Origin of the sequence: Paraburkholderia tropica (assembly GCF_914484835.1) — a bacterium.
In the GTDB taxonomy this organism is placed as follows: Bacteria; Pseudomonadota; Gammaproteobacteria; order Burkholderiales; family Burkholderiaceae; genus Paraburkholderia; species Paraburkholderia tropica_A.
This window is the reverse complement of the sequence record NZ_CAJZAR010000054.1, coordinates 84,760-108,824: the sequence shown is the minus strand read 5'-3', so window position 1 is coordinate 108,824 and position 24,065 is coordinate 84,760. Positions and strand designations below refer to the sequence as shown.

The 24,065-nt window shown below is 63.9% G+C and carries 20 protein-coding genes; 12 read left to right on the top strand and 8 right to left on the bottom strand.

Annotated features, from left to right (window positions below; translation table 11 throughout):
• The first annotated feature begins 1 nt into the window (after position 1).
• The 9 genes from LDO54_RS18750 (at position 2) to hutG (ending at position 9,985) form a co-directional block, all read left to right on the top strand.
• Positions 2–808 carry a hypothetical protein gene (locus LDO54_RS18750; RefSeq protein ID WP_224012175.1) on the top strand — a complete coding sequence of 269 codons (807 nt, stop codon included), beginning with the start codon at positions 2–4 and terminating at the stop codon, positions 806–808.
• 746 nt (positions 809–1,554) lie between these two features.
• Positions 1,555–2,478 carry a 4-hydroxy-tetrahydrodipicolinate synthase gene (gene dapA / locus LDO54_RS18745; protein ID WP_224012174.1) on the top strand — a complete coding sequence of 308 codons (924 nt, stop codon included), beginning with the start codon at positions 1,555–1,557 and terminating at the stop codon, positions 2,476–2,478.
• A 37-nt stretch (positions 2,479–2,515) separates the two neighbouring features.
• Positions 2,516–3,586, top strand: a complete 1,071-nt coding sequence (locus tag LDO54_RS18740) for an ABC transporter substrate-binding protein (protein ID WP_224012173.1) — start codon at positions 2,516–2,518, stop codon at positions 3,584–3,586.
• Positions 3,587–3,664: 78 nt separating this feature from the next.
• Positions 3,665–4,498, top strand: a complete 834-nt coding sequence (locus tag LDO54_RS18735) for an ABC transporter permease (RefSeq protein WP_224012172.1) — start codon at positions 3,665–3,667, stop codon at positions 4,496–4,498.
• Positions 4,495–5,343: an ABC transporter permease gene (locus LDO54_RS18730; RefSeq protein ID WP_224012171.1), complete on the top strand. Its 849-nt coding sequence runs from the start codon at positions 4,495–4,497 to the stop codon at positions 5,341–5,343. The genes LDO54_RS18735 and LDO54_RS18730 overlap by 4 nt, the downstream gene beginning before the upstream one ends.
• 134 nt (positions 5,344–5,477) lie before the next feature.
• Positions 5,478–6,536, top strand: a complete 1,059-nt coding sequence (locus LDO54_RS18725) for an ABC transporter ATP-binding protein (RefSeq protein ID WP_436975624.1) — start codon at positions 5,478–5,480, stop codon at positions 6,534–6,536.
• Positions 6,537–6,543: 7 nt separating this feature from the next.
• A complete protein-coding gene (locus LDO54_RS18720; RefSeq protein WP_224012169.1) occupies positions 6,544–8,004 on the top strand; it encodes an FAD-binding oxidoreductase in 1,461 nt (486 codons plus the stop codon).
• An 8-nt stretch (positions 8,005–8,012) separates the two neighbouring features.
• A complete protein-coding gene (locus LDO54_RS18715) occupies positions 8,013–9,185 on the top strand; it encodes an alpha-hydroxy acid oxidase (protein WP_224012168.1) in 1,173 nt (390 codons plus the stop codon).
• Positions 9,182–9,985, top strand: coding sequence for an N-formylglutamate deformylase (gene hutG, locus LDO54_RS18710; protein WP_224012167.1), 804 nt, complete (start codon positions 9,182–9,184; stop codon positions 9,983–9,985). Before LDO54_RS18715 ends, hutG begins: the two co-directional genes overlap by 4 nt.
• 191 nt (positions 9,986–10,176) lie before the next feature.
• Here hutG and LDO54_RS18705 read toward each other — a convergent pair whose 3' ends face one another.
• The 4 genes from LDO54_RS18705 to LDO54_RS18690 are packed head-to-tail and all read right to left on the bottom strand — an operon-like array spanning position 10,177 to position 13,639.
• On the bottom strand, positions 10,177–11,106 hold the full coding sequence (locus LDO54_RS18705; protein ID WP_224012166.1) for an electron transfer flavoprotein subunit alpha/FixB family protein: 930 nt from the start codon (positions 11,104–11,106) through the stop codon (positions 10,177–10,179).
• Complete coding sequence (locus tag LDO54_RS18700; protein ID WP_224012165.1) at positions 11,107–11,856, bottom strand: electron transfer flavoprotein subunit beta/FixA family protein; 750 nt, start codon at positions 11,854–11,856, stop codon at positions 11,107–11,109.
• Positions 11,857–11,889: 33 nt separating this feature from the next.
• Positions 11,890–12,441 (bottom strand): HutD/Ves family protein, encoded by a 552-nt coding sequence (locus tag LDO54_RS18695; RefSeq protein ID WP_224012164.1) that lies wholly within the window; start codon positions 12,439–12,441, stop codon positions 11,890–11,892.
• Positions 12,442–12,451: 10 nt separating this feature from the next.
• Positions 12,452–13,639: an NAD(P)/FAD-dependent oxidoreductase gene (locus LDO54_RS18690; RefSeq protein ID WP_253074405.1), complete on the bottom strand. Its 1,188-nt coding sequence runs from the start codon at positions 13,637–13,639 to the stop codon at positions 12,452–12,454.
• Between the two features lie 352 nt (positions 13,640–13,991).
• Between LDO54_RS18690 and LDO54_RS18685 the strand changes: the two genes are divergently transcribed.
• The gene (locus LDO54_RS18685) at positions 13,992–15,665 is read left to right on the top strand and encodes an electron transfer flavoprotein-ubiquinone oxidoreductase (protein ID WP_224012163.1); all 1,674 of its coding nucleotides are present in this window, start codon (positions 13,992–13,994) and stop codon (positions 15,663–15,665) included.
• Between the two features lie 78 nt (positions 15,666–15,743).
• Here the strand turns inward: LDO54_RS18685 and pruA are convergent, their stop codons facing one another.
• From pruA to LDO54_RS18665, 4 genes are all read right to left on the bottom strand, one after another.
• Positions 15,744–17,354 (bottom strand): L-glutamate gamma-semialdehyde dehydrogenase, encoded by a 1,611-nt coding sequence (gene pruA, locus LDO54_RS18680; protein ID WP_224012162.1) that lies wholly within the window; start codon positions 17,352–17,354, stop codon positions 15,744–15,746.
• Positions 17,355–17,571: 217 nt separating this feature from the next.
• On the bottom strand, positions 17,572–18,573 hold the full coding sequence (locus tag LDO54_RS18675; RefSeq protein ID WP_224012161.1) for a LysR family transcriptional regulator: 1,002 nt from the start codon (positions 18,571–18,573) through the stop codon (positions 17,572–17,574).
• A 74-nt stretch (positions 18,574–18,647) separates the two neighbouring features.
• Positions 18,648–19,505 (bottom strand): N-formylglutamate amidohydrolase, encoded by an 858-nt coding sequence (locus LDO54_RS18670; protein ID WP_224012160.1) that lies wholly within the window; start codon positions 19,503–19,505, stop codon positions 18,648–18,650.
• Between the two features lie 177 nt (positions 19,506–19,682).
• The gene (locus tag LDO54_RS18665; RefSeq protein WP_224012159.1) at positions 19,683–20,837 is read right to left on the bottom strand and encodes a porin; all 1,155 of its coding nucleotides are present in this window, start codon (positions 20,835–20,837) and stop codon (positions 19,683–19,685) included.
• 265 nt (positions 20,838–21,102) lie between these two features.
• Between LDO54_RS18665 and LDO54_RS18660 the strand changes: the two genes are divergently transcribed.
• Together LDO54_RS18660 and LDO54_RS18655 are read left to right on the top strand one after the other, a co-directional pair.
• Positions 21,103–22,404 carry an MFS transporter gene (locus LDO54_RS18660; RefSeq protein WP_224012158.1) on the top strand — a complete coding sequence of 434 codons (1,302 nt, stop codon included), beginning with the start codon at positions 21,103–21,105 and terminating at the stop codon, positions 22,402–22,404.
• Between the two features lie 424 nt (positions 22,405–22,828).
• A complete protein-coding gene (locus LDO54_RS18655; protein WP_224012157.1) occupies positions 22,829–24,004 on the top strand; it encodes a porin in 1,176 nt (391 codons plus the stop codon).
• Positions 24,005–24,065 lie beyond the last annotated feature (61 nt).

Here is a 24,065-nt window from a genome sequence, read left to right as displayed (position 1 = left end):
CATGAATATGAATCTGTCATTGCGTTCGGTCCTCGCGCCGTCGCGCGTGCCGCGTCGCGCACTGCTGTGCATGGCGTCCTTGCTGGCCGCATCCATCGCATTGGGCGGGGCGAGCACCGCCCGCGCGGCTACGCCACGCGTGCAGGATGCGAGCAGCGACGCGGTCACGGCCAGCAAGCATGTGCTGTACGTCACCCGGCTCAAACATCGCGATCGCGAAGAGGACGACAAGGTCGTCGCACATCTGGAACAACGCGGGATGGTCGTCAAACTGGTCGACGAAGATGCGCCGGTTTCGGCGGCGAAGGGTGAAGACCTCGTCATCATCTCGTCGGTGGTGAGTGCGCGCGATATGGTCGGGACGCCGTTTCGCGATGTGCCGGTGCCGCTTTTGACGTGGGAATCGGATCTGTTCGATTCGTTGCGCTTCACCGGTCAGAAAAAGGGCGAGGACTTCGGCGAGATCGCGAAAGAACACTACGTGAACGTTGTGAATGCACCGAGTCCGCTGGCGGGCGGCGTGCCTGCCGGAAAGCGTTGGGTTTATCCGCGAGACGACGAAATGGGTTGGGGCAAACCGGGGCCGGGAGCGACGATCATCGCGACTGTCGCGGGCGAACCGACGCATGCGGTCGTGTTCGCTTACGAGAAGGGCGCGACGATGGACTACGATTTCATTGCGCCGGCACGTCGCGTCGCGCTGTTTCTGGGCAATCGTTCGTTCGAAAATCTGAGCGCCGACGGCAGCGCGATATTCGATGCAGCAGTGAACTGGGCGGTCAGTGAACCCACTGGCGGCGCTCGCTAATCTGGCATCGACGTTTCGCTTGCAGAATTAAAACATTTCGATGCGCTGCCCGGTGCCGCTGACGTGTTCGCCGGCGCCGAGCATCGATCACCGAGCATCGATCGTCGATCGTCGATCGTCGATCGCGCGCATCAGTCGGCATCAAGACGGCTGCCTTTCGTCAGGTCCTGCATGGACCTGTCGCCCATTCCGCGAGCTTGTTCTAGCTCGCCTCCGCCTTTACCGCAACGGACTCTCCCGCTGAGTTCTTGTCGGTTCCCGAATAGAGCCTTGCTGAGCCAGCAAGCGGAAATCATTCACATCCAGTCCCCGGAACATCTGCGCGAATTTCGCTGAGCGCGTCAGGACGTCAAGCGAAGCCGTGAATCCGCGCGGCGGCCCTGCATGGGCTCGTCTCCCCATCATGATGGTTTCGCCGCGCGATACCCGATCGAGCGACAAACGTTCGCATTCGTCTTTTTGTAAGGTGACAATTCGTAGATGGCGGGCTAGCCAGCAGAAAAAAGGGCGGGAAGTAGTGAAAACCCTTGTTTTTGCCGCGCGTTTCGACGATTGGCTCGCGTTATGCCGGCGATCCGAAGCGTATCGGGCCGCGCGCGTCCCGATTGAATAACGCAGCCTTATAAAGAGGGTAACTGGCACTGATGGTGCGTGCCGGGCTTTTTTGCCTCCTTATCGTTCAAACCACAGAGCGTCATTTACATCTTTCGGCGACCCAGGCCGGATCACTATCAAAGAGCGGATCGATGAGCACGTTGCATCCCTATGCAGGCATTTTGACGGCAGTTCCCACCCCTCTCGACGAGAACGGCCGCTTCGTCGGCGCGCCGCTCGCCGCGCTGATCAAACGGCTCGCCGAAGCCGGCGCGGACGGCGTCGTGCCGCTCGGCGGCACGGGCGAGTACACGGCGCTGTCGTTCGCGGAGCGCGTGCGCGTCGTCGAGACCTCCCTCGAAGCCGCGGCGGGCGCGCTGCCGGTCGTGCCGGGCATTCTCTCGCCGGGACTCGGCGACGCCATCGACAACGCCAAGGCCTTCGTCGCGGCCGGTGCCAAAGCGCTGATGGTCGTCACGCCGTATTACTTCCGCCCGACCCAGGAAGGCATCGTCGACTACTACCAGCGTTTCGCCGACGAAGTCGACGCCGACATCATCCTCTACGAGATCCCGTATCGCACGGGCGTCTCGCTCCATTACGAAACGGTCGCGAAACTCGCGGCGCTCACGCGCGTGGTGGGCATCAAGGCCTGCAACCCGGATCTCGCTACGCAGATGCGCGCCGCCGAACTCTGCGCTTCGAAGATCGCGATCCTGAGCGGCGAGGAAGACGTTCTGCCGCTGCACGTTGCGATGGGCGCGGTGGGCGGCATCATCTCCAGCTCGAACCTCGTGCCGAAGCAGTGGGCGCGCGTGCTGGCGCTCGCGTCGAGCGGCCAGCTCGATCAGGCCGTCGCGCTGCACGCGACGCTGCGTCCGCTGATCGACGCCGTTTTCGCCGAGCCGAATCCCGCGCCGATCAAGGCCGCGCTCTCGCTTCAGGGCTTGCCGTTCGGCGACGTGCTGCCGCCGCTCAAGCCGGCTTCGGCGGCGCTGCGTCAGCGTCTGGCCGACGTCATGGCGCCGCTCGTCGCGCGCGAGGACGCGTATTCCCCCGCCGCCGCAGGCGTTTGAGCCGCACAGAGACCATCGCTACCCACCAGAGGATCCCATGTCATCCGATAACAATATCATCCTTCCGCGCCGCCGCTTTCTTCAGGCGGCCGGCGCCACGCTCCTGTCGGGCGCCGTTGCCGCGCCGATGATCGTCACCTCGCGCAAGGCGGCGGCGGCGAGCAATCTCACGGTCGTGAGCTGGGGCGGCAACTATCACCAGGGCGTGGAAGAGGCGCTGGCGAAGCCGTTCGAGAAGGAGTTCGGCGTTCACGTGACGCTCGTCGATACGCCCGATCTCGCCCGCGTCAAGGCGCAGGTGATGACGAACAACGTGCAATGGGACGTGTTCGACGCGGTCGGCCCGATGGCGATGACGGGTGCGAAGAACGGCTATTGGGAACCGCTCGATCCCGCGCTGTTCGACCAGAGCGACCTGATCGCGCCGATGACGAAGTTCGCCGTGCCGTTCTACGGCTTCACCGGCGGCATCTGCTGGGACAACAGCAAGTATCCGGCCGGCAAGCACCCGGAAACCTTCGCCGATTATTTCGATGTGAAGAAATTTCCCGGCCAGCGCACGCTGCGCAATCGTGCGAGCGAGACGCTCGAAATCGCCTTGCTCGCCGACGGCGTGCCGCCGGAAAAGATCTATCCTCTCGACGTGCCGCGTGCATTCCGCGCGCTCGACCGCATCAAGCCGTTTATCGGCAAGTGGGTCGACCAGACGCCGCAAACCGTCTCGCTCGTGGAAACGGGCCAGGTCGATTTCAGCTACACGTATTCGACGCGCGTGAAGGCCGCGCAGGAAGCGGGCAAGCCGATTAACTTCTCGTTCAAGCAGACGCTCACGGGCCTCGAATATCTGGTTGTTCTGAAGAATGCGCCGAACAAGGCGAACGCGATGAAGTTCGTGCAGTTCGCCATGCGCCCCGATCGCCAGGCCGCGCTCATGGACTATCTCGGCAACACGCCGGCCAGCAAGAAGGCGCTGCCGCTCGTCAAGCCGGACGTGCGCAAGTGGCTCTCGGACCCGGGCAACAAGATGAACCTCATCAGCAACGACGTCTGGTGGGCGGAGCACTACGACGAACTCACGCTGCGCTTCAAGGAGTGGGTGCTGTCGTAATGGAGTGTTGAAGATGGCCGTCGCGCAAGCGGCGGCCGTGTGGTTCGCGGTTGCGCATGTCAGTAGTGGGGAGGAGTGATGAAAGGCAGAAAAGAGGGCTTGCTGTACGTCGGCCCAGCAACGGTATTTTTATTTCTCGTGGTGTTCGTACCGCTGATGTACGTGGTCTACACGAGTGTCTGGGTGAATGACGGCCTGTCGCTTTCGGCCTATGAACGCCTGTTCGGCAGCGCACTCTTCCTGCGCACGTTGTGGTCGACGTTCCAGATCAGCATTTGCGCCTCGGTGTGCAGTCTGCTGCTCGGTTATCCCATCGCCATGCATCTCGCGAAGCAGACGCCGAAGAAGCGCGCGCTGTATATGGTGCTCGTGCTGGTGCCGTTCTGGACCAGCATTCTGGTGAAGAGTTACGCGTTCACGGTGCTGCTCGGCCGCGACGGGCTCGTCAATCAACTGCTGTCGTTTGTGTTCAGCACGCAGGTGCAATTGCCGATGCTGTTCAACCGGTTCGGCGTGATGGTCGGCATGACGAACTATCTGATTCCGTTCATTGTGTTCCCGGTGCTCGCGAGCCTGCTCGCCATCGACCCGTCGCTGTATCGCGCCTCGGAGATCATGGGCGCGAAGCCGCCGCGCATCTTCTTTCGCATCACGCTGCCGTTGTCCATGCCCGGCGTGGCGGCGGCGGCGCTGAGCACCACGGTGATGTCGATGGGTTTCTTCGTGATTCCGGCGCTGCTGGGCGGCCGCAAGGACGCGATGATGTCCAACCTCGTGGACTTCTACACACGCGAAACGATGGACTGGAACATGGCCTCGGCCATCGGCGTGATTCTGCTCGGCATTGTCACGCTCGCGGCGCTCGGTGCGGAACGCTTCCAGAAGCGCGATTCGAAAAAGGTGATGGCATGAGCACGTCTGTATCGAGTATGCCGGCAGTCCGGCGCGGTGTCGTCGTCGATGGTCTGGCGCGCCGCTATGCGCGCTTGCGCAACGTCGTCGCGATTCTGGTGTACGCCTTCATTCTGGTGCCGTCGCTGATCGTCATTCCGATTTCGTTCGGCGGCGACGGCGAGCTGACGTTCCCGCCGCGCGTGTGGTCGATGTCGCTTTACGTGCATCTCTTCACCTCGACCAGCTGGGTCGCCCCGATCTTGCAGAGCGTGAAGGTCGCGACGCTCACGATGGTGGTGGCGGTCGTGCTGGGCGTACCCGCCGCGTATGGGCTCGTGCGCCATGAGTTTCCCGGCAAGCGCCTCGTGATGCTGCTGCTCATGAGCCCGATTCTGGTGCCGGTGATCGTGATGTCGCTCGGTCTCTATCTGTATTTTTCGCGGCTGCATCTGGTGGGCTCGACGCTCGGCCTCGTCGTGAGCCACGTCGCCTACGTCACGCCGTTCATGATGATGACGGTAATGGCCGGTGTGAAGAAGCTCGATCCTGCGCTCGAATTCGCGACCACGATCATGGGCGCGAAGCGCAGCACCGTGTTCGTGAAAGTCGTGTTGCCGCAGCTTCGTCCGTCGATTCTCGCCGGTGCCTTGTTCGCGTTTCTGGTGTCGTTCGACGAAGTCGTCATCGCCTGGTTTCTCACGAGCCCGTCAACGACCACGTTGCCGGTGCGGATGTACAGCAGCATTCAATGGGATATTTCGCCCGTCATCGCGGCGGTTTCCGCGTTGCTTACGCTGCTTTCGCTGATTTTCTGTTGCGTGTCGGTTTGGCTTCAGCCGGCTGCGCCCGAGTCGTCGCATTGAGGTTGGAGAAAAACATGTCACACGTTCTACTGGATAACGACGGCCGTCCACAGGCCACCGCCGCGCAGTCAGGCAAGCACGCGAGCCGCGACGCAGCGGGCAGCGCCGCCGCCGCGCAGCGCAGCGCCGACGACATGATCGTCTTTCGCGGCGTGAGCAAGCAATACGGCAGCGCGGTGGCGCTGCACAGCACCGATTTTTCGATCCGCAAGGGCGAATTCCTGAGCCTGCTCGGACCGAGCGGCTCGGGCAAGAGCACGATCCTCAACATCATCGCGGGCGCCGTCGCGCCGAGCGAAGGCACCATCGTGCTCGACGGCAAGGACGTGTCGACCGTGCCGCCGCGCGAGCGCGGTCTCGGCATGGTGTTCCAGAACTACGCGTTGCTGCCGCATCTGAATGTGTTCGACAACGTGGCGTTTCCGCTGCGCATTCGCGGCGTCGCGAAGTCGGAAATTCAGCAGCGCGTGCGTAACGCGCTGGAGCGCGTCGGCCTCACGGGTTATGAGCATCGCAAGCCGCGCGAGATGTCGGGCGGTCAGCAGCAGCGCGTGGGCATCGCGCGCTGCATCGTCTATTCGCCTTCGGTGATCCTGATGGACGAGCCGCTCGGCGCGCTCGACAAGAAGCTGCGCGACCAGTTGCAGGGTGAGATCAAGCGGCTGCATCGCGATCTCGGCACCACGCTCGTCTACGTGACGCACGATCAGGAAGAGGCGCTGAATCTTTCGGATCGCGTGTGTCTGATGAACGGCGGGCGTATCGCCCAGCTCGGCACACCCGACGAACTGTACTTCGAGCCTGTGAACGAGTTCGTCGCGGACTTCGTCGGCGAGTCGAACCTGATCGAAGGCGTGGTGCAGGCCGACGGTGTCGTGCGCGTGTCGGCGAATCGCGTGCTCAAGGTGCGCAGCACGGAAGGTCACGCACTGGGCGCGAAAGTGAAGGTGCTCGTGCGGCCGGAAAAGATCGACGTTGTCGAAGCGATGAATGCCGACGACGACAACACCTGCACGGGCACGATCTCGCAGGTGTCGTTCGTGGGCGGCATGACGCGTTTCGAACTGACGCTCGCCGACGGCGCGACGCTGCTCGTGAAGGGCATTTCGGCGTGTGCATCGGAGCGCGCGAATGTGGGACAGCAGCAGGCCGTGCGCTGGTCGGCGCGCGACGCCGTCGTTTTGAGGAACTGATCGAATCATGAATTCCACCCTGATTGTCGAGGCGATGCACGAACTGGTGGGCGCAACCGGCGTCCTGGACAGCGCTCCCGACATGGCGCCGCATCTGATCGACTGGCGCAAGCGTCATACGGGCCGCGCGGCCTGCGTGGTGCTGCCGCGCGACACCGCGCAGGTATCGAAGGTGCTCGCATGGTGCAACGCGCATGACGTGAAGGTGTTTCCGCAAGGCGGCAACACGAGCGTGTGCGGCGGCTCGGTGCCGGACGCGTCGGGCAACAGCATCCTGCTGCATCTCGCGAAGATGAACCGCATCGTCGAGGTGAATGCCGATAACAATTCGATGACCGTCGAGGCCGGCTGCATTCTCGCTGATATCCAGCAGGCCGCGCTCGACGCGGACCGCATCTTTCCGCTCACGCTCGGCGCGGAAGGCTCGTGCCAGATCGGCGGCAATATCGCGACGAATGCGGGCGGCACCAACGTGCTGCGCTTCGGCAACACGCGCGATCTCGTGCTCGGCCTGGAAGTTGTGCTCGCCGACGGGCGCGTGTGGAACGGCATTCGCACGCTGCGCAAGAACAACAGCGGCTACGACCTGAAGAATCTGTTCGTCGGCTCGGAGGGCACGCTCGGTGTGGTCACGCAGGCGTCGCTGAAGCTGTATCCGCGTCCGCGCGCGACGGCCACCGCCATGATCGGCGTGGACACCGTGCACGCCGCCGTGCAGGAAGGGTTGAAGCTCCAGGCGGCTTTTCCGGGCGAACTGGTCGGGCTCGAACTGATCTCGCGCAGCGAATTCGAGATCTCGCTGCGTCACGCCGCGAAGGGGCGCAATCCGTTCGACGCCACGCCGGAGTGGATGGTGCTCGTCGAACTCGCGGCATCGTCGGGCGACGACGAGGCCATCGCCACGCGCTTGACGGACGCGCTCGCGCCGTCGTTCGAGGCGGGCGTGATCGTCGACGCGGTGGTGGCCGCGAGCGCACAGCAGCGCGCGGATCTCTGGCACATCCGCCATCACGTGACCGAGGCGAACGGCCGCGAGGGCATGGGCCTCACGCACGACATCGCCGTGCCCACGTACCGCATTCCCGATTTCATGGACGCCGCCAACCAGACGCTCGCCGAGCATTATCCGGCGGCCACGCAGGTCGTGGTCGGCCATATGGGCGACGGCAATCTCCACTACATCGCCATGTTTTCGCACGAATACTGGGCGAGCGTGGAGGACAAGGCCGGTACACAGCTCGCGCTGAGCCATCGGCTTTACGACATCGCGGCGGGCATGGGCGGCACGTTCAGTGCGGAGCATGGCATCGGTTCGCTGCATGTGCCCGAAATGTCGCTCTACAAGGACGCCAACGAGATCGCGCTGATGCAGCAGATGAAGCAACTGCTCGATCCGAACGACACGATGAATCCGGGGCGTGTGCTGCCGGCGCGCGCGCCGGTGGCTTCGGCTTCCGCTGCGCACTGATCGCGACGATGGTGCATTCCAACGTTGCCGACTATCGCGAGTCGGCCCGGCGCTATCTGCCGGACTTCGCCTGGTCGTATCTCGAAGGCGGCGCCGAAGACGCGGTCACGATGCGCCGCAATCGCGCCGCCTACGAGGCGATCGCGTTCGCGCCGCAAGTGCTGGTCGACGTCTCGCGCATCAGTACGCAAACGACGCTCGCGGGCAATCCGGCGGCGTGGCCCGCCGTGGTCGGGCCGACGGGTCTGAACGGGCTGTACCGCCGTGGCGCCGAAGAGACGCTCGCGCGTGCGGCGCACGCGGCGGGGCTGCCGTTCGCGCTCTCGACGGCGTCGACGAGTCTGCTCGAAGACGTGCGCGCGGCGTCGGACGGCGATCTCTGGCTGCAACTCTATGTGCAGCAGGATCGCCGTATCGCCGAGGACATCATGGCGCGCGCGCAGGCCGCGCGCTTTTCGACGCTGCTGCTCACGGTGGACACGCCCGTCACCGGGCAGCGCGATCATTACGCGCGCACGGGCTTCACCTTGCCGCTGCGCTGGACGCGGACGCTGCTCTGGGATATCGCCCGGCATCCGCGCTGGCTCGCGACGGTCGGCGTTCACGGCGTGCCGCAACTCGTGAATCTGGCGCGCAGCGCGCAACTCGGCCCCGGCATCGAGGCGCAGGCGGCGGCGCTCGGCAGGCAGATGGATACGTCGCTGGACTGGCGCGATATCGCCTGGCTGCGCCGCCACTGGCGCGGCAAGATCTTCATCAAGGGCATCCAGACCGCTGAGGATGCCGCGCGCGCGTTCGCGCACGAAGCCGATGGCGTCGTGCTCTCGAATCACGGCGGGCGGCAACTCGATGGCGCGCAAAGTCCGCTCGATATCCTCGCGCACACGGCGTCGATTGCGCCGCGCGGCGCGGACATTCTCGTCGACGGCGGCATCCGGCGCGGCAGCGACATTGCCAAAGCCGTGGCGCTGGGCGCGCGCGGCGTGCTGCTCGGCCGCGCGCCGCTCTACGGACTCGCGGCCAACGGCGGCGACGGCGTACGCGGCGTGCTCGCGCTGCTGCGCAACGAACTCGACATCTGCATGCGTTTGCTCGGCTGCACGAGCATGGCCGCGCTGACCGCGGACCGGCTCGCCACGCATGCGGCCTCTCTCAACGTCACCACGACGACTCCCGCATGACTGCTCCGATCTTCGATTTCCGGCCCGGCACGGTGCCGCTGCTCGTTTCCATTCCGCACCTCGGCACCGCGATTCCCGACGAGGTGCGCGCGCAATTGACCGATGTCGCGGGCGAAGTCGCCGATACCGACTGGCATCTCGACCGTCTCTACGCATTCGCGCACAAGCTGGGCGCGTCGGTGCTGGGCGCGCGCGTGTCGCGCTACGTGATCGACCTGAACCGGCCGCCCTCGGGCGAAAGCCTTTATCCCGGACAGACGACCACGGGCCTGTGCCCGACCGAAACGTTTCGCGGCGAGCCGCTTTATCGTCACGGCAGCGGCCCGGACGCCGCCGAGATCGCGCGACGTCTCGACCATTACTGGCACCCGTATCACGCGCAGTTGCGCGCGGAACTCGATCGCTTGAAGGCCGAATTCGGCGCCGTGCTGCTGTGGGAAGCGCATTCGATCGCGAGCGTGCTGCCGCGTCTGTTCGACGGCAAGCTGCCGGACCTGAACCTCGGCACGAACAGCGGGCTCAGTTGCGACGCGAGCGTGCTCGACGCGATCACCGCGACGCTCGGCGATCAGCCGTTCACGTGGATCGCCAACGGGCGCTTCAAGGGCGGTTACAACACGCGTGCGTACGGCGAGCCGCAACAGGGCGTGCACGCGGTGCAGCTCGAAATGTGTCAGTCGACGTATATGAGCGAGACGTCGCCGTTCGCTTACCTGCCCGAAGCGGCGGACGCGGTGGAGCCTGTGGTCGAGCGCATGGTGACAGCGGGATTCGAAGCGGTGCGCAAGCTGGGGCGCTGAACGCGAGCCTTCCTTCAGGTTTCGAAACACAAGCGGGCATGGCCCGCTTTTTTATTGCACCGGGCGATCGCGCATAAAAAAGCCGTCTTCGCGATGACATCGCGAAGACGGCAATCCTGCTTCTGCGTGAGGCAGAGAAACGGAGAAAGAGAAACGGAGAACGAGAAACGCGGCGCGCGGGCCGCGTGATATCAGAGCGCTTGCGCGAGCGCGGGAACGGCTTCGAACAGATCGGCGACGAGGCCGTAATCGGCCACACCGAAGATCGGCGCATCGGCGTCCTTGTTGATGGCGACGATGACCTTCGAGTCCTTCATGCCCGCGAGGTGCTGGATCGCGCCCGAAATGCCGACCGCCACGTACAGTTCCGGCGCGACGATCTTGCCGGTCTGGCCCACTTGCAGATCGTTGGGCGCGTAGCCCGAGTCGACGGCCGCGCGCGACGCACCGATGGCCGCGCCGAGCTTTTCGGCGAGCGGATCAAGGCGTGCGAAGTCCTCGGCGCTGCCGAGTCCGCGTCCGCCTGCCACCACGACGCGCGCCGAGGTCAGGTCGGGCCGGTCGCTCGTGGCGATCTCGCGGCGCACGAACGAGGAGCGGCCGCTATCGGGCAGCGCGGGCGCTTCGGCGACCGTTGCGTTGCCGCCTTCGCTCGCCGCCGCTTCGAACGCGGTCGTGCGGATCGTCGCGACCTTCACGGCGTCGGCGGATTGCACGGTGGCGATGGCGTTGCCCGCGTAGATCGGGCGCTGGAACGTGTCCGGCGAGTCGATCGCGATCACGTCGGAGATCTGCGAGGCGTCGAGCTTCGCGGCCACGCGCGGCGCGACGTTCTTGCCGAACGCGGTCGCGGGAAAGAGCACATGCGTGTAGTCGGGCGCGAGCGCGAGCACCTGCGCGGCGACGTTTTCCGCGAGCGCATCGGCCAGATGCGGCGCGTCGATCAGCACGACCTGGCCGACGCCCGCCACGCGGCTCGCGGCTTGCGCCACGGCGCTGGCGGCGTGACCCGTCACGAGCACGTGCACGCCGTTACCGATCTGTTGTGCGGCCGCGATCGTATGCAACGTCGCGGGCTTGAGCTGGCCTTCGCCGTGTTCGGCGATCACAAGAGTGGTCATTCAAATCACCTTCGCTTCGGTTTTCAGTTTGTCGACGAGCGCCGCCACATCCGGCACGATCACACCGGCCTGGCGCACGGGCGGTTCGACGATCTTGAGCGTCTTCAGACGCGGCGCGGGATCGACGCCGAGCTGCTCGGGCGTCAGCACGTCGAGCGGCTTTTTCTTGGCCTTCATGATGTTGGGCAGCGTGACGTAGCGCGGCTCGTTCAGGCGCAGATCGGTCGTGACGATGGCGGGCAGGCGCAGCGAAACGACTTCGAGGCCGCCGTCGACTTCGCGCGTCACGGTCGCCGTGCCGTCGCCGATTTCGATGGCGCTCGCGAACGTCGCTTGCGGCCAGTCGAGCAGGGCGGCGAGCAACTGGCCGGTCTGGCCCGCGTCGTCGTCGATGGCCTGCTTGCCGAGAATCACCAGTTGCGGCTGCTCTTTCTCGATCACGGCCTTCAGCAGCTTCGCCACGGCGAGCGGCTGGAGTTCCACGGTGGTTTCGACGAGCACGCCGCGATCCGCGCCGATGGCGAGCGCCGTGCGCAGCGTTTCCTGGCTTTGCGCGACGCCGCACGAAACGGCCACGACTTCGCTCGCGTGGCCCGCTTCCTTGAGGCGCGTGGCCGCTTCGGTGGCGATCTCGTCGAAGGGGTTCATCGACATCTTGACGTTGCCGATATCGACGCCGCTGCCGTCCGCCTTCGCGCGAACCTTCACGTTGTAGTCGACGACGCGCTTGACTGCGGTAATCACTTTCATGCTTGTTTCCTCGGAAAACTCAAATGCATTCGTTCATTCATGCGTGGGCGCGAGCGTCACGAGAACGACGCGGGCCTGCGGCGTATCGGGGACGATGTTGAGCGCAGTGGCGAGTTCGGTGAACGTGGCGAAATCGCCGGGCCGAAGCTGCCCGCTCGCGCCGCAACGGCATGCGCCGTCGAGCGCGATCACGAGTGCGGTGAGGCCGGCAGGCACGCGCGCGGGGCCGTCGAGCAGCCGCGCGGCGACGGCGTAACGTCCGGTCGCGCTCATCACGTTCAGCACGCTGACCGCGCCGCCGACGAGACGCGCGTGCCACTCCGCATCGCCCGTGTAGGCCACCGCCTCGTTCGGCGCGAGCGAGACTTCGAGCGCGCCTTCGCGCAGCACGACGCCCGCGCCGCTCAGCACGAGCGACAGGCGCGTCATGCCCGCGAAGCGCGAATAGGGGCCGTCGTGTTCGACGTCGGCGAGGCTCACGCGCCACGCGCCCGCGCGCGCGGCGAGCGTGCGGGTCTTGCCGCGGCCGTTGCGCCACGCTTCCAGCGGAAGCGCCGCGAGCGCGCGCACTGCGGGCTGGGTCATCGCCGCGTCCTTACGAGACGGCGCCGAGGCCGTACTTGCCCGTGAGCAGCGCGCCGGTCGCGAAGCGCTCGATCGAATACGGAGCGAGCGAGACGTCGGTGGGCAGGCCGAGCGCTTCCTGGGCGAGCACGCGGCCCACCGTCGGCGAAAGCTTGAAGCCGTGGCCCGAGAAGCCATAGCCGACCACGAGGCCCTCGATGCCGGGCAGGCGGCCGAGCACGGGATTCCAGTCGGGCGTGACGTCGTAGACGCCGGTCCACGACGAGGCGATGCCCGCCGTCTCGTAGGCGGGAAAGCGCTCGGCCACCTGAGCGCCGACTTCGACGACGTAGTCCATCGGAATGTCGCCTTGTTCGGTTTCGGCGGCGCCGAGCTTTTCGCCGACGATGCCTTCGCTCACCAGCATCTGGCTGCCGCCGTAGCTGCGGTAATAGAGCATGCCGGGCGAGGCCAGATCCTTGAAGACGGGCATCGAGAACGTGTACTTCGCCGCGTCGCATTCGAGCGCGAGCACGGCATGGCGCTCGGGCATCACCGGCAGGTCGCGGCCGGTCCAGCCTGCGAGTTCCGGCGTCCAGATGTTCTGCGTGCTGATGACGGTGCCTGCCGCGAAGTCGCCCGCGCTCGTCGACACGCCGACCACGCGATTGCCTTCGAACAGGATCTTGTTGACGCTGACGTTTTCGCGAATGGTCACGCCGCCGCGCCGCGCGGCGCGCGCGAAGCTGGTGGCGACGAGGTAGGCATCGGCGAAACCGGCTTCGGGCTCGTAGCCGATCAGCGCCGCGTCGTCGAAACGGGCGATCGGCAGCAGCTCGTGCGCGGCCTTCGCATCGAGCAGTTCGAGCGGCACGCCCTGGGCCTTTTGCTGGTCGAGCGACGCGCGCAGCGGCTCCAGCTTGTCGCCCTCGCTCGCCACGATCATGTAGCCGCACTTGACGAGTCCGCAGGACGCTTCCTCGTCGCCGAGATAGGCGGAGAAGTTGTTGAAGACGTCCCAGCTCTTGAGCGCGAGTTCCACGTTCTCCTTGACGGAGTAATGGGTGCGCAGGATGCCGGACGACTGCGACGTCGTTCCCGCCCCGATCGTGCCGCGATCGAGCACGAGCACGTTTTTCGCGCCGAGCTTCGCGAGTTGAAATGCAACGGAGCTGCCGATCACGCCAGCGCCGATCACGACCACATCATATTTGTCCACGGTTTCCTGTCCTTTTCTGACAAAAGCGTATGGGCGAAGTGTGGAGCGCCATAAACCGCGGGCCGGGAATATAAGCAGGATCGATGATTAGTAAAAGTGGGCGTCGAGCTGGCGGGGAGAAAGGGGCGTTTTTCGGGCGTTGCGGGCCGTTTCCGTGGTCGCGAGACTAACGTCAGCTTGATTGCTGCATAAGCGATGGTGATGCCGCGCGCATCCGGCACCCGGCGACGTACGATGGATTGCAGTCCGGCCGTGCCGTTTCGCGCGGCGCGTGCCGGGACATCCACAAGGCCGCGGCGCGCGTGTCGATGCGCGTGTCGCGGCTGTCCCGCACAGTCACATATCGGTCGAAATGAACACGAATAACTTCGCAGCGCAGTTTGGCCCGCGCGAATCGATGGAGTACGACGTCGTCATCGTCGGTGGAGGGCCGGCCGGTTTGTCCGCCGCCATTCGTCTCAAGCAGATGGCGCAGGAACGCAACGCCGAAGTGAGCGTGTGCGTGCTCGAAAAGGGCTCGGCCATCGGCGCGCATACGCTCTCGGGCGCGGTCATGGACCCGCGCGCGCTCGACGAACTGATTCCCGACTGGAAGGAACGCGGCGCGCCGCTCGACGTGCCCGTGACCGAAGACCGCTTTCTCTTTCTCTCCGAAGGCGGCGCGAAGCCGGTGCCCAACTGGCTGCTGCCCGACAACTTCAAGAATCACGGCAATTATGTCGTGAGCCTCGGCAATGTCACGCGCTGGCTCGCGGAGCAGGCCGAAGCGCTGGGCGTGGAAATCTTCGCGGGCTTCGCGGCGGCGGAAGTGCTGTACGGCGAAAACGGCGCAGTGCGCGGCGTGGCCACGGGCAACATGGGCGTGGGCAAGGACGGCGAGCCGACCGGCAATTTCCAGCTCGGCATGGAACTGCATGCGCGCTACACGCTGTTCGCGGAAGGCGCGCGCGGCCATCTCGGGCGCGAACTCATCGCGCGTTTCAAGCTCGACGAAGATGCCGATCCGCAGGTCTATGGACTCGGCATCAAGGAACTCTGGGAGATCGATCCGGCTTTGCACAAGCCGGGACTCGTGATTCACACGGCGGGCTGGCCGCTCGAAAGCGATACCTATGGCGGCTCGTTTCTCTACCACCTGAACGACAATCAGGTCGTGGTGGGCTTCGTCGTCGGGCTTGGGTATACGAATCCGTATCTGTCGCCGTTCGAGGAATTTCAGCGCTACAAGACGCATCCCGCGATCCGGCGTTTTCTCGAAGGCGGGCGGCGTCTATCGTATGGTGCGCGCGCGATTGCGGCGGGCGGGATCATGTCGATGCCGAAGCTCGCGTTCGCGGGCGGCGCGCTGATCGGCTGCGAGGCGGGCATGCTCAACGCCTCGCGCATCAAGGGCAGTCATGCCGCCATCGCCTCGGGCAAGATGGCCGCGCAAGCCGCGTTCGACGCACTGCAAGCGGGCCGCAGCCACGACACGCTCGACGCGTATCCGCAAGCCTTCGAACAATCGTGGCTCAAGGAAGAACTGCATCGCGCACGCAATTTCAAGCAGTGGATGAGCAAAGGGCTGTACGTCGGCAGCTTGATGGTCGGTGTCGAGCAGAAGCTGCTGGGCGGACGCGTGCCCTGGACGCTTCATCATCGTCATTCGGATAACGAAACATTGCTTCCCGCAGCGCAATGCAAACCGATCGAGTATCCGAAGCCCGACGGCAAGATCACATTCGACCGGCTCTCCTCGGTGTTTCTCTCGAATACGAATCACGAAGAGAATCAGCCCGCGCATCTCACGCTCAAGAATGCGGCCATTCCCGTGAGCGTGAACCTCGCGCGCTATGCCGGGCCGGAAGCGCGCTTTTGCCCGGCGGGCGTGTATGAGTTCACGCAGGAGCAAAACGGCGAGAGCGCGCTCGTGATCAACGCGCAGAACTGCATTCACTGCAAGACCTGCGATATCAAGGACCCGACGCAGAATATCGTCTGGGTCACGCCCGAAGGCGGCGGCGGTCCCAACTATCCGAACATGTAATGCAAAAGGGCTCATCGCACGATGAGCCCTTTTTTTCAGGTGTCCCGGCGAGGCCGGGACATCGAGGCTAGCGCACGATCACGCGCCGAAGCGCCACTCGCGCGTGGGCAGATACGTTTCCTTGACGACGCGCGGCGACGCCCAGCGCAGCAGGTTCAGATACGAACCGGCCTTGTCGTTCGTGCCGCTCGCGCGGCCGCCGCCGAACGGCTGCTGGCCGATCATGGCGCCCGTGGGCTTGTCGTTGAGATACAGGTTGCCCGCCGCGTTGACCAGCACGTCTTCGGCCTGATGCAGCGCGAAGCGGTCGGTGCAGAAGATCGAGCCGGTGAGCGCGTAGGGGCTCGTCGAATCGATCAGCGCGAGCGTGTCGCTCCACGCGTTGTCTTCGTAGACGAACACCGAGAGAATCGGCCCGAACAGTTCTTCGGTCATCAGCGCGTGCTTCGGATCGCTCACTTCGAGCACGGTCGGCTCGACGAAGTAGCCCGGCTCCGACCAGGTCTTGCCGCCGCTCACGAAGCTCACGCCCGTATCGTCCTTCGCGGCGGCCAGCACGCGGCTCAGCTTCTGGTGCGAGGCTTCGGAAATCACCGCGCCCATGAACGTGCTGAAATCGGCGACGTCGCCGACTTTCAGTTCCGCGAGACGCGCGCGCAGTTCCTCGCGCACCGCGGACCAGAGGCTGCGCGGAATGTAGGCGCGCGAGGCGGCGCTGCACTTTTGGCCTTGATAGCCGAATGCGCCGCGAATCAGCGCGATGGCCACTTCGGACGGATGCGCAGAGGCGTGCGCGAGCACGAAGTCCTTGCCGCCCGTTTCGCCGACGAGACGCGGAATCGTGCGGAACGAATCGACCTTCGAGGCCACGCCTTTCCAGAGCGACTGGAACACCGCCGACGAACCGGTGAAGTGAATGCCCGCGAGATCCGGCGAGGCCATCGCCACGCGCGTGGTGAGTTCCGCTTCGCCCGGCACGAAGTTGATGACGCCCGGCGGCAGGCCCGCTTCTTCGAGCGCTTCGAAGAAGATGTAGTTGGCGAGCGCCGACTTTTCCGAGGGCTTCCACAGCACGGTATTGCCCATGATCGCGGGCGCCGTGGTCAGATTGCCGCCGATGGCCGTGAAGTTGAACGGCGACACCGCGTAGACGAAGCCTTCGAGCGGACGCCAGTCGGCGCGGTTCGCGGCGGTCGCCACCGACATCGGCTGCTCCGCGTACACGCGCTGGGCGTTATAGGCGTTGAAGCGCAGGAAGTCGATCAGTTCGCAGGCGCTGTCGGGCTCGGCTTCCTCGACCGTCTTGCTCTGGCCGAGCATCGTCGCGGCGTTGATCTTCATGCGCGAGCGCGTCGCGATGATATCGGCGGCGCGGTGCAGGATGGTCGCGCGGCTGGCGTGCGTGAGTCGGGCCCAGTCTTTCGCCACGCGCTTGCCGCTCGCGATCGCTTCCTGAATCTGCGATTCGGTCGGGCGGTGGATACGGGCGAGCAGGCGTTGCGTGTCGTGCGGCGCGCGCACTTCGACGACATCGTTCGAGTAATAGCGCTTGCCGTCGATCACGGTCGGAATCTCGACGACGTCGCGCTGTTCGAGCGCCTTGCGCAGTTCCGCTTGTGCCTGCGTGCCCGTGCCGAAATGCACTTCGGCTTCGTTCGCGGGCAGCGGGAATTGAGGACCTGAAATCACACTGGCTCCTTAAGGAAGGGGATTCGAAAACACCGCCGGCGCTGGGTTGCTCGACCGGTGCCACGCTGGGCGCCGGTTTCCGCCGAAGGCGAGGCTCAGTGTCCAGACTAGTGGCCAGGCGGCAAACCGGGCGTTGCTAAACCGCGACTTATGCTTTGGATCGGCGCGTGTTATGGAACGGCCATGCGCCGGGCGACTGCGCGGCGCGCGGCGCGTCTCACTCGTCGTCGGCGATACAGACTTCTTCGGGGGTGAGCGCGAGCGCCTTGGCGATGTCGCGCGAGACCTGGCGCTCGAAGGCGCGCTTGAGCAGATCGTAGAGATCGGCGGGCAGATGCCCGAGTTCATTCTCGCGCGAGGCGAGAAAGAACGAGCGGCTCAAGCCCTGATACGGCCGTCCGTGCCGCGAGAACGACGAGAGCGCGACCACGCGCAGATCGGGCACGTAATGGCGCGACTGCCACAGGCAGAGCGGTGTGGTCACCGCGAAGCCGAGCCCGGCCGCGACGAGACTCAGCATCGGATCGGTGGCGTCGAATTCGCAGGTGCGCTCGATGTTTTCGGCATTGCCCGCGAGATAGGCGTCGACGTGCTGGCCAATGACCGAACGCGCGCTATAGCGGATCAGCGGGAGCTGGCGGCTCAGTTCCGTGAGCGTCGTGAAGCGGTCCACTTCGAAGCTGCGCGGCAGCACGACCACATACGGCTCCGAAAACAGCTTCTGGCGGCGGATACCCGGCGCCTGCGAAAGCTCGGTGGTCGTCACCGCCATGTCGAGCTGGCGCGCTTCGAGCTGCGCGTCGAGCGTGGGCGTGATGCCCGACCACAAACGGATTTGATGCGAGGTGCCTGCAAGCGCCTTGATGATGATCGGACCGATGGTGGCCGCGAACGAATCAACGCAGCCGAGGCGCACGACGACGCGCTTCGCGCGCGTGACGTTGCGCACGGCCTCGACCATCTGGTCGGCGCCTTGCAGCAGCACCGTTGCGTGTTCGAACAGACGCTGACCGGCGGCGGTGGGGCGCGCGGGGCGCGTGGCGCGATCGAGCAGCGTCGTGTCGAGAATGTTTTCGAGCGCCTTGATCCGCTGCGAAACGCCGGCTTGCGAGATGGCGAGGCGGCTGGCCGCGTCCGAGATGGAACCCGATTCGACGACGGCAACCCAGCTCGCGAGCAGGTCCCAGTCAGGGTAGTGTTCAGGTGCGCTTTCTTTCATGGTCGCCTGCGACGTGACAGCCAAAATGTTAACACGGGCGCTCGGGCGTCCCTATTAGGAATGGTACGCGTGCGTCACCTCGAAAAGCGGTCGGCCTGCACCGGATCCAGCCGCGCAGACGGGGCGGAACGCGTGGCCGGCAAGCGCGCGACGGCGCGCTCCAGCGCGTCGAGCAAGGCGTCGAGCGTGGCCGTGGCCTCGGCGGTCTCCGGTTGCTCGCTCTCGTATTCGAGCGCGGTGCGCCAGCGGCCCGCGATCTCCATTTCGATGGCGTGGATGCCGTCGCCGGGCGCGCCGTAGTGCTGCGCGGCGAACACGTCCGCGACCTTGCCGTTGACGACCCACGAGCGCCCGTGCTCGCCGACGGTATCGGTGAGCGCGGAAACGAGCTGCCGGTCGCACGAATGGCCGCGATGGCTGCCGATGTTGCAGTCGAGCGCGCCACTCTGGTTGCGGTACGGCGAGAGCCAGTAGCTCGCATGCGAGACGAGCAGCAGCACGTTCGCGTGCAAGCCGCGCAGGCGCGCGACTTCCTCGGCGACGGCCGCATGAAAGGGCTGCCAGTATTGGTCGACGCGGGCTTCCACTTCACGCTCGGACGGCGGATGCGCGCCGTCGTACAGCGGCTCGCCGCGCGACGTATGCGTGCGGCACAGCCCGCTGCGGCTCAGTCGCAGCGAGAGCGGCCGGTTTTCCGTCGCCACGTTGAAGTCGATGACGCAAGGGTGATAACGCGCGCCGATCGTCGTGATGCCGCGCTTCGCGGCCAGGGCTTCGAGCGCGAGCCCGGCCGGATCGGCCCTGCGTCCCTCGACGGCCGCCCATGCCGCGTGGGACAGCAGGTCGGCGGGAATGCGCGTGCCGCTATGCGGCGTGACGAGAACAACGGGAGAATCGGCACGAAAAACGTGCCCGAAAGCCTGGCTCTGCATGTTCAATACCCTCGGGTTCGCTTGTGCGATTGATTCGCCTCGCGGCGCGCGCCAGCCGTGGGCGCGGCGCGCGTTAGCCCACGGTAGCTCAACCCGATGCAAAACGCCGGTGCCTAAGCGCGCCTGTTCCTATCCATAAGCGTTGCTTACGCAAATGCGCCGACGTTCGCGCCGCGACTAGAAACGGTGACGCATGCCGACGATCGCCATGACCTGGTTTTGCGTCGTCGAGGCCGTGAGGAAGTTGATGTTCGCCACGGCTTTCCCGCCCGTGGAATCGGTGCCGGATGCGTGCTGGTAGACGGCATCCGCGTAGACGTCGGTGCGCTTCGACAGGAAGTAATCCGCGCCGATCACGCCTTGCTGATATTGCGCGTCGTTCACGCCATAGCCCTTGGTGTAGTCGTAGGCGGCGCCGAGCAGCAGCGTCGGCGTGAGTTGATAGCGGAAGTTCGCTTCGACGTTGTGGAACTTCGCCGTGCCGCCTGCGCCCGTGGCGGGCAGGCCGGCCAGCGTGCCGATGTCCTTGAACTGCGTGTTGCTGTACACGACGCCGAAGGTCGCCGACTGATACGTGTACTGCGCGCCGGCGACGATGACCTGTTGCGACTTCGCCGAAGCGTAGCCGGAATACACGCGGCTGGCGGTCATGTTCGAGCCGGTGGTGCTCGACGTCGAGTTGTTGCCGAAGTACGAATAGTTCGGGTCCTGCACGTTGAGGTAGGAGACGCCGAGCACGAGCGGCCCGTGCGCATAGTTCGCGCCGAGCGACCAGATCTGGTTGCGGTTGAACTGGCCCGCCACGCCGCCGAGGCTATAGAGGCCGCCGAACGTCAGGCCGCCATACGAGAGGCTCTTGTACTTGATCGCATTGTTGACGCGGTTGGTGCCGTTGAGGTTGTCGAGATCGCCGGGGTGGGCGCCGAAATAGGGCGACCAGACGTTGGCGGCTTCGAACATGTACGTGAAGTCCGTGACGGAATCGTACTGGCGGCCGAACGTGAGCGTGCCGAGTTTCGAGGAAGACAGGCCCACGTACGCCTGGCGTCCGAATTCATCGCCGCCTTGACCCAGTTTGCCCGTGGTGATGCTGAAGCCGTTTTCGAGCACGAACAGCGCCTTGAGTCCACCGCCGAGATCTTCGCTGCCGCGCAGGCCCCAGCGGCTGCCCTGGATATTGCCGCTGCTCATCTGATACTGGCTGTGTCCGCCCGCATTGTTGGTATAGGCGATACCGACGTCGATCAGGCCGTACAGCGTGACGGAGCTTTGGGCGTGTGCGGCCGTCGCGAAGGCGAGCGAAATAGCCGCTGCAAATAGGGTTCTTTGCATGTGTTGGTCTCTGCGATTGAAGTGGAAGGACGCCGGCGACGCCATGGGCGAGGTCAGCCGATCGCAGAGTAGGGAAGTCAAAATAGTGCGCCGTTCAAGGCCGCGTGACACTTATTCTGAAGATAAGCGCGTGTGATATTCGCGTGACAGTGCGTCTTCTCGACGAATCTCGCGAAGGGCGACGCAGCGCGAAACACCGCGCGGCGCAGCGCTCTATTCCGCGGGGCGCGTGCGCCCATTCGCATCAGCACGACGGACGGGGACGATGAGGGAAGCAAAAACGGACGCCGATGCGTTATCGCATCGCGCGTCCTTCGATCTGGCGGAAAACGCGGTGTCCGACGCAAGCGGCGCGGTGATCGCCACACTGGACGGGCGCGCTGCGCCACGAACCGATGCGCCGCCGAAAACGCCTGATGAATACCGCACGCTCGCAGGACTGCTGATTGGCGCGGCGCTGCTCATTCTCGGCAACGGGCTGTTTCAAACGCTGATTCCGCTGCGGCTGGTTCAGCATGGCGCGTCGACGCTTGCCGTCGGGCTCATCCAGTCCTGCTATTACCTCGGCTTTCTGCTCGGCGCATTCACGGCACGCCGCTTGATTGACCGCTTCGGTCAGCACCGCGTGTTTATCGCCTTCGCCGCCACGGCCACCATTCTCACGCAGGCGTTCGGTGCCTTCGATTTCGTGCCCGTACTCGCGATGATTCGCCTCGCGACGGGTTTCGCATTCATGGGCCTGTTTTCGTCGATCGAAAGCTGGATTCAAGGCACGGCGTCGAATCTCAATCGAGGACGGATATTCGGTACGTATTCGACGATCAATTATTTTTCATTGTGCACGGGGCAATTGCTGCTCAATATCTCGGACTCGGGCGGCACGACGCGATTCGCCCTGGCATCGGTGTTGTTTGCCGCCGCCATCATTCCAGTGGCGCTGCTCTCCGATTGGCCCAAAACCCAAAGTCACGATGCGATCAATCCCTCGCGCGAGCACACCTGGTTCGAAATCCTGAAGTCGTTGACGAAGGCGACGCCGCTCGCGGTCCCCGGTTGCATCCTCACGGGCTTTCTTTATAGCGGCTTTTACTCGCTGATGCCTGTTTTCCTCGTTCGTGCGGGATTTTCGACATCGCATCTCTCGCTGTTCATGGGCGCATGCCTGCTGGGCGCGTTGATGACGCAACGGCCGATGGGACGGTTTTCCGACCGCTACCATCGGCGCGTGCTCGTGTCACGCCTCGCGCTTATGTCGACGGCATTGAGTCTGGCGCTTGTCATCTTTCATGAGGGCGTGTTTCTCTGGATCGGCGCGATTGCGTATGTCGCGGTGACGTTCACGCAATATGGACTCGTGGCCGCCGATACCAACGACCGCATCGACCCGACATTGCGCGTGGCGATTTCGTCGCTTCTGCTTGTGATGTTTTCGATTGGCGGCATGACCGGACCGGCGATCGCGTCGGTATTCATGACCGTGCTTGGCACGAAGGGGATTTTCGTTTTCAACGCGTTGTCGTGCCTGATGTTGGCATGGGCCGGTAGATGGGGCGAAAGATCCGTATGACGCTGGCAAGCTGGCGATGGACAATTGCACCACGTGCGTAGACGACAAATCGCGCACTTTGCGAAATACATATTCTCTGACCGTACCGAAATCTCTCTCTCGCAATGGCCCGCGGGCACGATGAAGTACCACAAATGTGCACTGGTTGCGTATGCACCAGACGTACCAGCCGCATCCGTCACGGTTCTTTCTGTCGATCCGCAGAAGATGCATGGCGGCACAGACGAATATTTTGGCGACATTGACAAACTGTCGCGAGCTATATTTTGTTCGACGAAAGCGCATCCTGTCTGGTTGGGAATATGACTTTCAGCTATCCGAAATAGATGAGTCATGGGAGTGAGGCGTTTATCGTCTCTTCGAGACAAAATTCATTTTGCATGAATGGTTTCTACACAATCAGATATCCATCTAGTGTGAAAGAATGAAATATAAGATCTCTACCGCCGCGCTAATCTATGTCACCTTCGTGACAGTGTCCCATGCGCAAAGCAGCGTCACTTTGTATGGCTTAATCGACGCAGGTATCACGTACGTGCGCGGGGGCGACGAGAATGCCTGGCAAATGAGAAGCGGGGCCGTCAACGGCAGCCGCTGGGGGTTGCGTGGTTCGGAGGATCTTGGCGGTGGGTTGAAGGCCATCTTTACACTGGAGAATGGCTTTAGTATCACAAACGGCAGTGCATCCCAATCCGGTCGTATGTTCGGCAGACAGGCCTTTGTGGGCGTCGCGAGTGATCGATATGGCGCGCTTACACTTGGTCGGCAGTACGATAGCGTGGTTGACTACCTCGCGCCGCTCTCGATTACCGGTACCCAGTTCGGTGGCACGACCGCAGCACACCCTTTTGATAACGATAATCTCAACAATTCAATCAGATTCAACAATACGGTCAAATACGCGAGCATCGACTATGCAGGATTGAGATTCGGCGCTACGTATTCGTTTTCAAACAGCACCGAATTCGCGAACAATCGGGCCTATAGTTTCGGTGCGTCGTACGTCTGGAGCGGTTTCACGGTGGCAGCCGGCTACCTGCAACTGAACAACGACATCACCTCGACGGTATTCTCGAATAACGGGCCGAGTTCAAGCGCAAGCGGTGCGCAAACCGGGGAGTGGACCTTTCTCGCTGGGCGGCAGCGTACTTTCGGCGGCGGATTGAGCTACGTCTACGGACCCTTGACGGCTGGCCTTGTCTACACGCAGACGAATTTATCGGATGCGCTTGGCGGTGGGGTTTCTTCGGGGGCATCCGGCACGTCGGCAGGTATAGCCTTTCGCGCCAATAGCGCACGTTTCCAGAATTTCGAGGGTAACGTCAGATACGCATTGACACCGGCTATCACGCTTGCCGCAGCATACACCTATACGCGATCTGACTTCGGAGGAGGCGTCGCCCCGATTTTCAATACTGTCTCCGCGCAAGCTGACTACGTGGTGTCAAAGCGTACGGATGTCTATTTGCAAGGCAATTATCAGCATGTGAGCCGAAATTTCGGCAACGTGCCCGCTTATCTGAACGGTCTACCCGCCACATCAAATACCACTCCGGAAAAGCAGGGCGCGGTGACGATCGGCATGCGGCATCGATTCTGAGTCGGGTAGTTGCGAGAAAGAATCCGCGAGCAAAATGCGGTGATCTTCTCATTGACCTTGA

What these genes read in the sequence shown, in the direction of transcription:
- LDO54_RS18720 (WP_224012169.1), top strand. Translation starts at nt 6,544, where the DNA reads ATGAATTCCACCCTGATTGTCGAGGCGATGCACGAACTGGTGGGCGCA.
- LDO54_RS18730 (WP_224012171.1), top strand. Translation starts at nt 4,495, where the DNA reads ATGAGCACGTCTGTATCGAGTATGCCGGCAGTCCGGCGCGGTGTCGTC.
- LDO54_RS18700 (WP_224012165.1), bottom strand. Translation starts at nt 11,856, where the DNA reads ATGAAAGTGATTACCGCAGTCAAGCGCGTCGTCGACTACAACGTGAAG.
- LDO54_RS18665 (WP_224012159.1), bottom strand. Translation starts at nt 20,837, where the DNA reads ATGCAAAGAACCCTATTTGCAGCGGCTATTTCGCTCGCCTTCGCGACG.
- LDO54_RS18740 (WP_224012173.1), top strand. Translation starts at nt 2,516, where the DNA reads ATGTCATCCGATAACAATATCATCCTTCCGCGCCGCCGCTTTCTTCAG.
- LDO54_RS18715 (WP_224012168.1), top strand. Translation starts at nt 8,013, where the DNA reads ATGGTGCATTCCAACGTTGCCGACTATCGCGAGTCGGCCCGGCGCTAT.
- LDO54_RS18655 (WP_224012157.1), top strand. Translation starts at nt 22,829, where the DNA reads ATGAAATATAAGATCTCTACCGCCGCGCTAATCTATGTCACCTTCGTG.
- LDO54_RS18750 (WP_224012175.1), top strand. Translation starts at nt 2, where the DNA reads ATGAATATGAATCTGTCATTGCGTTCGGTCCTCGCGCCGTCGCGCGTG.
- LDO54_RS18705 (WP_224012166.1), bottom strand. Translation starts at nt 11,106, where the DNA reads ATGACCACTCTTGTGATCGCCGAACACGGCGAAGGCCAGCTCAAGCCC.
- hutG (WP_224012167.1), top strand. Translation starts at nt 9,182, where the DNA reads ATGACTGCTCCGATCTTCGATTTCCGGCCCGGCACGGTGCCGCTGCTC.
- LDO54_RS18735 (WP_224012172.1), top strand. Translation starts at nt 3,665, where the DNA reads ATGAAAGGCAGAAAAGAGGGCTTGCTGTACGTCGGCCCAGCAACGGTA.
- LDO54_RS18670 (WP_224012160.1), bottom strand. Translation starts at nt 19,505, where the DNA reads ATGCAGAGCCAGGCTTTCGGGCACGTTTTTCGTGCCGATTCTCCCGTT.
- LDO54_RS18675 (WP_224012161.1), bottom strand. Translation starts at nt 18,573, where the DNA reads ATGAAAGAAAGCGCACCTGAACACTACCCTGACTGGGACCTGCTCGCG.
- dapA (WP_224012174.1), top strand. Translation starts at nt 1,555, where the DNA reads ATGAGCACGTTGCATCCCTATGCAGGCATTTTGACGGCAGTTCCCACC.
- LDO54_RS18685 (WP_224012163.1), top strand. Translation starts at nt 13,992, where the DNA reads ATGAACACGAATAACTTCGCAGCGCAGTTTGGCCCGCGCGAATCGATG.
- LDO54_RS18725 (WP_436975624.1), top strand. Translation starts at nt 5,478, where the DNA reads ATGATCGTCTTTCGCGGCGTGAGCAAGCAATACGGCAGCGCGGTGGCG.
- LDO54_RS18695 (WP_224012164.1), bottom strand. Translation starts at nt 12,441, where the DNA reads ATGACCCAGCCCGCAGTGCGCGCGCTCGCGGCGCTTCCGCTGGAAGCG.
- LDO54_RS18660 (WP_224012158.1), top strand. Translation starts at nt 21,103, where the DNA reads ATGAGGGAAGCAAAAACGGACGCCGATGCGTTATCGCATCGCGCGTCC.